The organism is Frankia sp. CeD (assembly GCF_000732115.1).
GTDB classification, from domain to species: Bacteria; Actinomycetota; Actinomycetes; order Frankiales; family Frankiaceae; genus Frankia; species Frankia casuarinae.
The window spans coordinates 18,434-30,665 of sequence record NZ_JPGU01000049.1; the positions used below are offsets into that span (position 1 = coordinate 18,434).

10 protein-coding genes are annotated in these 12,232 nt (G+C 62.3%); 9 read left to right on the forward strand and 1 reads right to left on the reverse strand.

Going from position 1 to position 12,232, the window contains the following annotated elements; all coding sequences use genetic code 11:
- Positions 1-720: 720 nt before the first annotated feature.
- The 9 genes from CED_RS18520 (at position 721) to CED_RS18560 (ending at position 11,840) form a co-directional block, all read left to right on the forward strand.
- Positions 721-1,536 (forward strand): glycosyltransferase family 2 protein, encoded by an 816-nt coding sequence (locus tag CED_RS18520; protein WP_011438226.1) that lies wholly within the window; start codon positions 721-723, stop codon positions 1,534-1,536.
- A 208-nt stretch (positions 1,537-1,744) separates the two neighbouring features.
- Positions 1,745-2,962 carry a glycosyltransferase family 4 protein gene (locus CED_RS18525; protein WP_035912747.1) on the forward strand — a complete coding sequence of 406 codons (1,218 nt, stop codon included), beginning with the start codon at positions 1,745-1,747 and terminating at the stop codon, positions 2,960-2,962.
- 271 nt (positions 2,963-3,233) lie between these two features.
- Complete coding sequence (locus tag CED_RS18530; RefSeq protein ID WP_235187139.1) at positions 3,234-5,018, forward strand: glycosyltransferase; 1,785 nt, start codon at positions 3,234-3,236, stop codon at positions 5,016-5,018.
- Positions 5,019-5,032: 14 nt separating this feature from the next.
- Positions 5,033-5,659, forward strand: coding sequence for a hypothetical protein (locus tag CED_RS18535; protein ID WP_235187140.1), 627 nt, complete (start codon positions 5,033-5,035; stop codon positions 5,657-5,659).
- A 71-nt stretch (positions 5,660-5,730) separates the two neighbouring features.
- The gene (locus CED_RS18540) at positions 5,731-6,858 is read left to right on the forward strand and encodes a glycosyltransferase family 4 protein (protein ID WP_035912752.1); all 1,128 of its coding nucleotides are present in this window, start codon (positions 5,731-5,733) and stop codon (positions 6,856-6,858) included.
- Complete coding sequence (locus CED_RS18545) at positions 6,845-8,242, forward strand: lipopolysaccharide biosynthesis protein (RefSeq protein WP_011438221.1); 1,398 nt, start codon at positions 6,845-6,847, stop codon at positions 8,240-8,242. The genes CED_RS18540 and CED_RS18545 overlap by 14 nt, the downstream gene beginning before the upstream one ends.
- A gap of 116 nt (positions 8,243-8,358) precedes the next feature.
- Positions 8,359-9,333: a glycosyltransferase family 2 protein gene (locus tag CED_RS18550; protein ID WP_235187141.1), complete on the forward strand. Its 975-nt coding sequence runs from the start codon at positions 8,359-8,361 to the stop codon at positions 9,331-9,333.
- A gap of 57 nt (positions 9,334-9,390) precedes the next feature.
- Positions 9,391-10,986, forward strand: coding sequence for a 4Fe-4S ferredoxin (locus tag CED_RS18555; protein WP_035912758.1), 1,596 nt, complete (start codon positions 9,391-9,393; stop codon positions 10,984-10,986).
- A complete protein-coding gene (locus CED_RS18560; RefSeq protein ID WP_035912761.1) occupies positions 10,983-11,840 on the forward strand; it encodes an NAD(P)-dependent oxidoreductase in 858 nt (285 codons plus the stop codon). The genes CED_RS18555 and CED_RS18560 overlap by 4 nt, the downstream gene beginning before the upstream one ends.
- A gap of 28 nt (positions 11,841-11,868) precedes the next feature.
- Here the strand turns inward: CED_RS18560 and CED_RS18565 are convergent.
- Positions 11,869-12,232, reverse strand: a 364-nt coding sequence (locus CED_RS18565) for a transposase (protein WP_152569795.1), incomplete at its 5' end; no start/stop codon positions are given.

Genomic DNA, 12,232 nt, shown 5'->3' on the forward strand with positions numbered 1-12,232 from the left:
CGCGCGAGGAGCTGTGTGACCCACCGTCGATCGGGGAGACGTGTCGGACTCTAACCGGATCGACGACGCGTTGTTGCGCCTGGCCTGAGACCCACCTGGCTCGGCGGCTCTATCTCGCTGGCCGAGCGGAGATGCATCAAAGGATGCTCTGCGAAGCAGATCGTGGGCCCATCTCTGGCCGTCTCCCCCATCAACTTCTTGCTTGCGGTGGAGGGTCGTGGCAGCAAAATGAAGACACCGATGGCCGTCTCGAATGCTGGTGCCGCGGTGTCGGCGGGAGGGNGAACGGGAGTTGAGTCCTACAGAGAGTAGCGATCTAGGGGGGNTGGAGCGGTGATCCGGTGTGTCTTCGTATAGTGTTGCAGTGCACACTCTGTTGGCGACGCCCATAGGGGTAACCTGTAGAAGGTTACCTGGTACACTTACCGCACGCGACGGCGCTTCTTGGCGAGGTGAGGCACGCTTTGAGATCGGGGGCGAAGTGAGGCANTCAGCTTAATTTTTTTCGTAAAGAAGTGGCAAGCCGTCGCGGGGGTGGTAGTTGAGTCTTTGCTTCGCTGAGCGGACGCTGATCGAGTCCTGTCTCGCAGTCTCTTCTAGCGACCTGCTCCGTCCATTCCTGATTGCCGCAGATTTCCGTCAGGCTTTGCTGTCGCTAGTGCACGAGAAGCGTGAGAAGACTCCAAATTCAGTAGTATATCGAAATCGGGGGGACCTCTTATGCGAGGCCGTATTTCGCCGACTGTCAGTATCATCGTCCCGACTCTCAACGAAGCAAAAAATCTACCACATGTTCTCGCTCGGCTACCGGGCGATGCTGAAATAATTCTGGTTGACGGCCACTCGACCGACGGAACCGTCGAAGTCGCTCGTCGTGTTCGGCCGGATATAGTCGTGACACACCAGAATCGCCGTGGCAAGGGAAACGCTCTGGCCTGTGGGTTCGCCCAGGCAAGTGGTGACATCATTGTCATGCTCGATGCCGACGGCTCAGCCGACCCGAGCGAGATTCCTGCGTTCGTTAATGCGCTCGAAGCGGGTGCTGACTTTGCCAAGGGCTCGCGTTTCGTCGCGAACGGCGGAAGCGCCGACATCACTCGTCTCCGTCGCCTCGGGAACCGTCTCCTGAACTTCCTGGTCAACATGCTCATTGGCTCGGACTTCACCGACCTCTGCTACGGTTACAACGCTTTTTGGCGACGGGTCGTCCCCATCTTCGACTTGGACACAGGCGGTGCCGGACCCCAAAAGCAGTGGGGGGACGGATTCGAGATCGAGACGTTGATCAACATGCGGGCCGTGCGGGCTGGACTTCGCATAGCGGAGGTCCCGAGTTTTGAACATCCACGCCTGCATGGGGTCAGTAACCTGAACGCATTCTCGGATGGTTTCCGGGTGTTGCGCACGATTTTCGTCGAGTCTTCCGCGTCGAGCGAGAAGGCTGAATTGGCGATCTATCCTAGGACCGATCCGCTTCCAATCCAGCGGGGTGCCGAAACGGTGAGCGCCCTACCCGCTTTCGAAGAAACGGCCTGATGTCCCTGTGCCGGGACGATTGTTCCCGAGTATGGGCCGTGCGGAGCGGTTCCGCCGGTGTGGCGGATGGTCAAATTTCGATGTATCAGAAGCCTGATAGTTCCCCTACCCATGAGGCGGTCCTACCACGACATGAACCGAGACCGCCTCTTATGACTTCACCCAAACCGTCAAGAGTCCCGCCTCGGGGGTCCGGACCGCGATCATCGTGAAGGTAATTCTGCTGGCACAGTTCTTTCCGCCGATCGTCGGTGGGGAGGAACGTCATGTCCTCAATCTCGGAAAGCAACTGGCTGAACGCCACGACGTCACGGTGATAACTTTTGGCCCTCGGGCGGCGGCCGAGAAGCGGGATGGCTTGGACGTGCGTCTAGTGCGGCCGACAACCGCAGGTCTTCCATTGCTTTACACGACCGACCGGGTCTATGCGCCGCCGGTGCCAGATCCGCTAGTAGCAGCGGCGATCGCCNGGATCGTGCGTGAGGTGAAGCCCGACGTTATCCATGCGCACAACTGGATCGTGAACAGTGCGCTGCCGCTGCGCAGGTACCTCGACGTCCCGATCGTCGTCACCCTGCATGACTACAGCCATGTCTGTGCCACTAAGCGGATGATGTTTATGNGGGAGCTGGTGTGCTCCGGCCCAGCACTGTCACGATGCATACGATGCACCAGAAACCACTACTCCGGGGTGGTGGGGCCCTTGACCTTCGCGGCTAACCGCGGTGGCACACGACGGCGCGACAGGGCCGTCGACCGATACCTTGCGGTGAGCAACGCCGTGGCCCGGCTCAACCGGCTGGACAGTGGGCGGATTCCCTATGAGGTCGTCCCGAACTTTATCCCCGACGAGCTCATCGGCGCGGAGCCTGGCGGACCGCCGGACGGGCTCGTCTCCGATGGCTACCTGNTTTTCGTCGGTGATCTGAGCCTGGACAAAGGGATAGGGGCACTACTCGGGGCTTACGAGAGGCTTCCGGATCATCGTCCGCCGCTGCTCGTTGTCGGCCGTCGGACGGCAGATTCACCGAGCTATTTTCCGCCCGGGGTGATTCTGAGCGAGCCGCGAGCTCATGCTGAGATCATGCGTGCCTTCGCTCACGCCAGCTTCGCTGTTCTGCCATCTACCTGGCATGATCCCTGTCCGACCGTTGTCCTCGAGGCTATGGCGTCCGGGACACCAGTAATCTCCACGCCGATGGGAGGCATCGCCGATATGATCACTGGCGGTCGGGAGGGAGTCCTGGTTCCCCCGGCCGACCCGGTGGCTCTCCACGACGCGATCGAGCATCTCTTGGCGGATGGTACTAGGCGGGCGCGCATGGGCACTGCCGCGAAGGAGCGTGCGAAAGAATTCACCGCGAGTCGGGTGGTGCCACGTATCGAGGAGGTCTATCGCGAGGTCGTCCGTGCATCGCTTCGTTGACCGTCGGAGGAACGAGGCCTCACCAGTCGAGAAACTCGACTCATCCTCGGTCGGCGGAATGCCGGCCTACCGCCTCCATGAGGAGGAGACGACTCTCATACCCCGGAATCTTCGTACCGCACGCACCGGGCGAGGCCGGGGGCCGGAGGCGACCCGGAGAGTGGTATCCGCTGGGCTGAGTGCGAGTTTGTTGACCGATCTGCACTACCGCGATCGTGGCGGGNTACTTTTNCGCGCTGATTCCGAGAGGNACTGTAGGGAGACGCTACCGGTGGCGGCAGCCACCGCGGNGGGNCTGCTGGCCGTCTCTGGTAGCTACGTACTCGGGCGCCAGGGTGAGAGTGGCACGGGCCTCCTGCTCTACTGGATTGGCCTGCTCCTGATCTTCGTTCCGGCCGGTCTGGGGCTCTTGGATCCGGCAACATCTCGGCGGGCGAGAATAACGGATTGTTTGTTGTTGGGCATGGGCCTCCTGCTGGCGTATCTGATACTCCAGATCCACCAGTTCGTCCGCTTTGACGAGATGCTCCATATCCGGACCTTGCATGACATCCGGGAAACGGGTCGTCTCTTCACGGCTAACTCTGGCTTGCCGGTCAGCCCGCGCTTCCCTGGACTNGAGGTGGTCACCAACGCGGTGGCACAGATCACCCGTCTGCCACCACAGCTCTCCGCCTTTCTTGTCATCGTGCTCTCTCGGGGTCTGCTGATCGCCGGCCTGTTCCTTCTCGCCGAGCAGGTGANTCGTTCCGCCCACGCCGCGGGTATTGCTGTCGGTATCTACAGCTGTAGCCCGCAGTTCTTCTTCTTCAACGCGCAGTACTCGTATCAGACGCTAGCCGTGGCTCTCGGTGTTCTGCTTCTCATGCTGGTTACGAACGAGGCGGCGGGCCGCACTGAAACCGTCTTGGCGGTGGGCGCGGCGCTGGCTCTCACCTTCTCGCACCATGCCANGAGCTGGGTGTTCGTCGCCATATTGGGAATGGTGACGGTCGCCGCNTTTACCCGACGGGACCGCCGCACCGCTACCATATTCCTGGGTATCACAGTGGCGGACCTTGTCCTGGTCGCGTCTTGGGCGATTGTCAGTGGTCCGCTGCTCAACCGATATCTCGGTCCAGTTTTTCACGATGCCGTTTTCCAGTTGACGGGAATCGCGAGCGGGACCGGTGAGACGAGAAAAATTTCGACAGATTCGAGTGGCACCAGGAACCCGCGCTGGGAAACTGTTCTCATTGTGCTCTCGCTGCTTATCTGGATGGCGACACTCATGCCGTTGGGCCCATTCCGGAGGAGACCTGCGGCGGACGGACGTGCGGGTGCGGTGCTGCGGTCGCTTCGATTGCTACAACTCCTGTATCCGNTCGCCCTGGTGGCCACGATCGCCCCGAAGGCGGCGGAGATATCCGTACGTCTATCGACCTTCATCTTCATCGGGTTGTCGATCATCACCGCATACTCGATTGGCTGGTATATCGAGAACCATCGGAGGCCGCTGCGGTGGGTGGTGGCCCTTTTCGGCACCATAGCCTTCATGGGGGGCACCCTGATGGGCTCTGGACTCGATTGGAACCGCATACCGGGCCCCTACCTCGTCGTTGCCGACGGCCGTTCCATCGATAGCTCCGCCAACGCCGCGGCGCAGTGGGCGGCCCGGAATCTTCCCGACGGCGCCCACTTTGCCGCGGACCGGGAGCTAGGGGCGCTTTTGGCTGCCACCGGAAATCAGTATTTGGTGATCGGTGTACCTGGAGGTGGGAACACCGGACAGATCCTTTTCGCGCCGTCCTTCCATGCCCAGGCGCGGGATCTGCTCCGGAGAGGTCAGATACGGTATTATGTGATCGATCAGCGGCTGGCCGAGGGGTTGCCGCATGAGACGTACTACGTGGTGAATGGTGAGGCCCCGAAGGGGACGCGTCTCACCCATGCAGAACTCGGCAAGTTCGATATCACGCCTGGATCGCGGCGGATCTACGACAACGGAGCCGTCCGTATCTATGACGTCTCGGGCCTCTGGGAAGACTCGACCTCGGCTGTCCGGGCCGGCCGATGAGAGTCTTGATCCTNGTGCTCGAGGGGCTCGTGGGAACTTCGCTAATCGCCTTCGTGTATCAGGGGATCCGCTGGCTGGTTTTACAACGCCGGCCTCAGCTAACCGGCTTCTATGTGCATACCTGCGCGGCGCTGGCAGTCGTGTGCATCCTGATGTTCGTCTCTCTCGCTCTCTCCGCTTTGGGGTTAGCCACCCACGCAGTGGGCTACGACATTTTTCTTGCCGTAGTGGTGGCACTTCTTCTCCGGGCTGGTGCACCGTGGAGACCGGCAAGGCTGGTCATGATCCCGATGCCGAAACCGTCCAGCGCGCTGTTCTTGGCGATTGTCGTCGCTGTGTTCTGCGGGGCGATCGCGCTTTCCTGGCAGTCGGGATCGGTAGCGCGGCGACCGGTCACAGCAATCGCCGCGCGCAGTATCGACGGCAAGGTGGAAATCGAGGTGGTGCGTGGCTACCAGGATGAGCGGTCTTTTATATTACAGATAGTACGGGATGACGGGTCGGTATGGNCTCGTCGTCTTTTTGGGGACGATGACGTCCGGCTCTATGTTGATCTTCGTGATGTCGGGGACCCGCGCGTCGCAACGGTTCAACTGATGGTCGGTAGTTACGTGGTCCGTTCCACTGAGATCGAGGATTAGGCGCGGGTGACGTGCGCTTGAACCCCGGGACAGCCGGTCCCGGAAGGATGGGTCGACCTGAGGAGGGGGAAATGGGGACGGCACTGAGGGTGCTCCAGGTGGCGGCACGATTCTTCCCGGACATGGGTGGTACCGAGACGCATGTCTACGAGACGAGTCGTCGACTCAACGCTACTAGTGACATTACCGTGGAGATATTGACGACCGACCGCAGCGGCAAGCTTCCCAGCAGGGAGAATGTCGCGGGAACGGTGGTGCACCGGGTCGCGGCGTGGCCGCAAGAGAAAGACTATTATTTGGCGCCGGCCGTTGCCAAAGTGGTCGGATTCGGTTCTTATGATCTTGTTCATTGTCAGGGAATTCACAATCTCGTGCCGCCGGTGGCGATGGCGGCGGCTCGCCTGAGGGGTATTCCGTATATTGTCTCACCGCATACCGGCGGTCATTCCTCGCAGGTCCGGAACACGGCGCGCCGAGTACAGTGGGGCCTGCTCGGGCCACTGATCAGGAACGCCCGCCGCGTCATCTGCGTCGCGGAGTTCGAGTCCCACATCTTCATGCGCCAAGCCGGGGTCGCTGCAGACCGGATCTCGGTCGTCCCGAACGGAGTGTCCATCGTTCCACCGAGTGGCCATGTCAAACCCGATACGAGTGAGCCGCTTGTCGTCTGCGTCGGCCGGTTGGAGAAGTACAAGGGACAGCGGCACCTTGTCCGCGCTCTGCCGAGTCTGATTACTCTAGTTCCTGACGTACGGCTGATGCTGGTGGGGTGGGGCCCTGATGAGCCGGAGTTGAGGCGCCTGGCTGACCGGCTGGGTGTGGTGGACCGGGTGAGTTTCACCTCGATCCCACCGGAGGACCGGCAGGNAATGTCTGACTGTATCGCGAGAGCGGGTGTCGTGGCCCTGCTTAGCGAGTATGAGGCTCATCCGGTCGCGGTCATGGAAGCCGTGGCCCTGGGTAGGCCGGTGGTGGTGGCGCCCACTGCCGGACTGGGAGAGCTGGCTGCGGCAGGGCTCGCGCAGAGCGTTGCGGATCCGGCCGATGAACAACTCGTGGCGAAGACGCTGGGCATCTACCTGCTCGCCAGCGCTGGGGACTCACCGAGCGAGACGAGGCCGACTCCCGAAATCTCCACCCTGCCGACCTGGGACGGCTGCGCGGAAGCCTTGGCGAGGATTTATCGTGAGTCGGTCTGATGAGGAGACGATCTTCTTAAGGCGCCAGACGCCAGCCGGGAGCGGTATCGTCCCGAGCGAATCCGTGCAGAAGGCTTCCGGTGCCGGTTTCGCGCGCCTGTTGACGATCGTGAGCTCCCTACTCGGCACCCAGCTCGGAACGTCTTTACTTGGAGCTGTGTTCTGGTCGGTCGCGGCGAGAACGCTCTCCATCGACGCCGTTGGGGTGGGCGCGGCGGCGGTGTCCTCGATGACGGTCCTCGGCACGATCGGAATGCTGGGGCTCGGGACGCTTCTCATGGTGCATCTTCCCGACCTGCCGGAGGACCGCCGCCTGACTCTGGTCCGCGCCTGCATGGCGCTGGTCACGGTGGCCGGGCTGCTACTCGGCCTGTTGTGGGCGTTCTGTACCCGCTGGCTCTCGACCACTCTGCAGCCAATCGGTAGCAGTCCAGGCAGTATAGCTGCCTTCAGTCTGGGAGTGGCCGCATTTACGGTGACCACCACTCTCGACTACGCGATCCTCCGGGCGGCGAGTGGGGCGATCCAGCTTGTTCGGAATCTGCTCGCCGCAATCGTCAGAGCAGGTCTGCTCGTTGCCTTTGTCATCGTGGGCCTGCGCACCGGCATGGACCTCTACGCCACCTGGCTTATTGCGTCGGTCGTCTCCCTCCCGGTTTGCTACAAGTACTTCAGGCGACCACCCTATCGAAACTCCAGACGAGCGGAACGGCAGACCGGGATCGCCGAGCTGAAGGCGATCAAGGGTGAGATAGCCGGCAATTACGTGCTGAGCCTCGCGCTGACCGTGCCGACTCTGATTCTTCCTGTAATCGCCGCCCTGACGACGACACCGGCGGACACCGCTCGATTCTCGACCGCTCGGCTGGCCGCTTCCTTTCTCTTCGTTGTTCCTTATGCACTGCCGACGGCCCTGCTTGCGCACACGGGCCGCGCCGAAGAGGAGGCGCGTGCCAAGATGCGCCTGACAATCCCGCTCGGGCTCCTGATCAGCGTGACGCTCTGCGCACTCGCGGCATCCGTCACGAGTCTGATTCTGCTGCCGTTCGGAGAAGCCTACACCGATGGTAGGTCCGTCGCCGCCTTCCGGATTCTCATCCTTGCCACGATATCGTTGGTCGTCAAGGATCACTATGTGACTCTTCGTCGGGTACAGGGCCGCATGGCCGCGGCGGCCAGGGTGATTGCCTGCGGAACGGTTCTTGAGATCGCGTTGGCCTTCGGGGGGGGCCGCATGTTTGGGACGACGGGTCTATGCGTCGGCTGGGTCACCGCCGTCTTCATCGAGGCGGTCGTCGTAGCGCCGGTCCTCCTGAACGTGTGGCGTGACCGGCCGCAGACGTCTGGTTCGTCATCGGTGGCCATCGAGCGGGTACCCGGATGAATTGGCATGGCACCCGAAACAGAGCGGTGACCAGAAGCGTCTTGGGGTGGTCGTGAGGTGACGGAACAGCGACTGACGACCTGTACTCGGCGCCGGAGATTCGACGAGCGAGACCCATGGACGAATGCCGGGATATCAGGGGGAAGGTAAGCGTTTTGCATTCGACGACGGAACCGACGGTGAGTGCGATTGTATGCGCATACACACTCGAAAGATGGGAACTGCTGAACAGAGCGATCGACTCCCTGCTCGCACAGAAGTACCGTCCGATAGAGATAATTCTCTGCATCGACCACAATGAAGAGCTTTTCCAGATGGCCGCCAAGAGATTCTCTGATCGAGACGCGGATGTCCGGGTAGTGGTCGTGGAGAACCGCTATCCGGGACGGCTGGGATCAGCTCGCAACACCGCAGCCGAAATCGCTGCGGGTGAGATATTGGCCTTCCTCGATGATGATGCTCGCGCTGACCCTTCCTGGCTGGCGGAGATCGTAGCGGTCTTCGGCCGTCGCGACGTGGTCGCGGTCGGCGGCGCGCCGCTTCCGGACTTCGCCGTTCCTCGCCCTCGCTGGTTTCCCGGCGAGTTCGACTGGGTCTTTGGATGCAGTTATGAGGGCCTGCCCAAGACTCTCGCACCGACCCGACGCCTGATCGGCGCCGCCATGTCGGTCCGTCGTTCCGCCCTGGCTGAGATCAACGGATNCCACTCCGACAACCATGACGACATGGATATGTGCCATCGGCTGGCAGACCGCTGGCCTCATCTGAAGGTGATGTATCAGCCGGCGGCAGTGGTCCACCATCACGTGCCGAAGGAGAGGCTGACCTGGCGGTACTTCTGGAAGCGTTGTTACACGGTGAACAAGGGCAAGGTCGCCGCATTCCGAGGCATGGGAAGCGCGGCCAGCATGGCGGCCGAGCGGCGTTTCGTCGCGCAGACGTTGAGTGGTGGCCTGGCACGGGAACTCCGGGCGGTCCGTGCGGGTGAACTCTCCGGGGCGTTGCGATCGGCCACCATGCTGGCCGGGGTCGCGGCGGCCGGCAGCGGATACCTCGTGGGCACTTTTCACCAGTACCGCGCCGGTCGGTGATTCTCCCGGGAACGTACGCCGCTGTGGTCGATCCGGTAGCCAGGAAAAGGAAGTGACATGTCCCGGACGATAATCGTGGGATCGGGTCCCGCTGCCGCGGGAGCGGCTCTGGCACTGGCCGAGGACCCGACCCAGGAAATCCTGGTCGTGGACATCGGGACGCGGCTCGAGGCCGAAGCTGCCAACATCGTCGACGAGCTCGGTCGCTCAGAGTCGGACGAGTGGCGTTCCGACCAGGTTAAGATCATCAGTCGTCAGCCGGTGCCCACCTCGCGCCGGGCCCTTCCGGAGAAGCGGGTCTACGGATCCGACTTCCCCTTCCGGGACGAGGGGCAGCTCCGCGGGGTGAGTGCGATGGTGGGTGCGAACCGGGCCGTAGTCTCCAGCGCGTACGGCGGTTTNAGTAATGTGTGGGGCTCGCAGTTGATGCCCTTCAGCAAGGCGACTTTCGGCCATTGGCCCTTCACCCTCCAGGAGTTGGAGCCGCATTACCGCCGAATCCTTGACCATGTCCCGATGTCCGGCGCGATCGACGATCTGGCCGAGTTGTTTCCATTGTTCCGGGAGCCACGACCGCTGCCGACCCTGGCACCGCGGACCCGCCAGGTTATTGGTGACTACGGTAGGCATCGGGAGCGGCTGCGCCGCGACGGCATCACCGTCGGAAAGGCTCGCCTGGCCCTCCGGGGTGGCGAGTGTGTCCGCTGCGGTCTCTGTATGACAGGCTGTCCTTACCGGCTGATCTATTCCTCCGCACAGACATTCGACCAGTTGATCAGCGAAGGTCGGGTCAAGTACCTGCCGGGACTCCTGGTATTCCGGGTTGAGGAGTCCGAGTCCGGGGCCCGTCTGTTCGCCCGGGAGACCGTGAGTGGCCAGACCCAGGAGCTAGAAGGAGATCGGATCTTTCTCGCCGCGGGCGCCCTGGGCAGCACGAGGATTGCTCTGAACTCGTTGCGTTGGTTCGATGAGCGGATCGAGCTCGCCGAATCTGCGCAGTTCACGGTTCCCATGCTGTCGCGGCGCCGGACACCTGATCCGCGTGCGGACGGGGAGATGACTCTCAACCAGTTCAATATGATTGTTGTGCTGGATGACGTCGGTCTCGATGTATCACAGATCCACTTTTATCCCTATAATCCCGCGATCACCGAGGCGCTTNCGCGGGTCCTGCAGTCCGGTTGGGGCTCCGTACTTGGTGACGAGGTTCTTCGGCGGCTTACGGTCGGTCTGGGTTATCTCCCGTCGTGGGCCTCTCCGCGGCTACGGGTTCAGGCTGTCCCGTCTGCTGGTGAAGCGGATCTCCCGGAAATTCACCTGAGCGGTACCCGTGACGGCGTCCTCGGAAATGGGCTGCTCCGGAAGGTGGTGCGACGGCTCGTCACCGCCGCCCCGTTCCTCGATCTGTGGCCGGTGGTGCCGATGGTTTCCTGTTCGGCGCCGGGTAAGAGCTACCACTGGGGTGGGAGCTTCCCGCATTCCTCCGGGGTTTCGGGAACCCGGCATACAAGTGACATGCTTGGCCGGGTAGGGGGGTGGCGGCGTATTCACCTGGTTGACGCATCGGTGTTCCCTTCGGTGGCGGCGACGACATTCACTTTTACGATCATGGCAAATGCACNCCGAATAGGATCAGAGGTGCGAGGGTTGTGACGAATACGGGTACGCGCACCGTGGGGATCACCGGTGCCCAGGGTTATGTGGGCGGCGTGATCCAGGACGCGCTACGCAAGGATGGCTGGACGACCGTGCAACTGGTTCGACGGCCGCCAGCCGACCTGACGGAAGAATGGCGCTTCNATGACTCCAGGCGAGCTCTCGCCCCCGGCCTTCTCGATGGTCTGGATGCGCTTGTGCATTGTGCCTACGACATGAGAGCCCGGCGCTGGCCGGATATTCAGGCGGCAAACATCCACCCGACTCGAGCTCTTCTNGAAACGGCGCAGAATTTCGTCCCGAAGGTCGTCGTCATCTCGTCGATGTCGGCTTATGAGGGGACGGCGCAACTATATGGGACGGCGAAACTCGCCATCGAACGCGACGCCCTCGCCTTCGGCGCCTCGGTAGTGCGGCCGGGCCTGGTCTACGGAAGGAGGGCGGGGGGGATGGCCGCCACGCTCACCCGGTTGTCCCGCCTTCCGGTGAGTCCGGCTCCGAGTGGGAACCCCTNCCAGTTCACTGTGGAGGAGGAAGATCTGGCTGCTGTGGTGGCTGCGATCCTGGTCAAGGATAGTCAAATTTCGGTGCCGCTTGGTGTCGCGCATCCAGAGCCGGTGTCCTTCCGGCACATCGTTGCGAAGTTTGCGGGCGAGGCGGGTCGTTCGCCACGATTCCTCCCCGTCCCGTGGAAGGCGCTGTACGGTTCTCTCGTGGCCTTGGAGGCGATGCGGATACCACTGCCGGTACGTTCGGATTCGATACTCGGTCTTGTCCGCCCCGCCCCACAGGTGGTGAACTATGAGCGTGTCAAGGAACTCGGTGTATCGTTGCGTCCGTTCCCGCGCTGAGTGGGACCTGGCAGGGTGACCCGCAAAGTCATTGATGCAGGTCAGCGGGGTTGTCGAGAGTGAGGATGGCCAGGAGCAGGGCGTTGTCGTGTCGGATTCTGCGGATGGTCGGGGCGATGCGGTTATGGCCAGCGAGGCGAATCAGCCCGATGATCAGGTTACGGAGTGTGGTCATGATGCGGGGCAGTGGGCCGGTCCGAACCCGCGAGGCATCCTCACGGAACGTCACATCGCGCACCCAGTGGACCTTGTTCTCGATCGTCCAATGCCCTCGGGCGTAGCCCGCGAGATCAGCGGGTGTGACCGCGTCGAGGGTGAGGCTCGTCAGGACGTGGACCGTGACAGTGCTCGGGATCGTCCGGGTGACCCGGGCCCGGCCCGTGCCGGTGGTC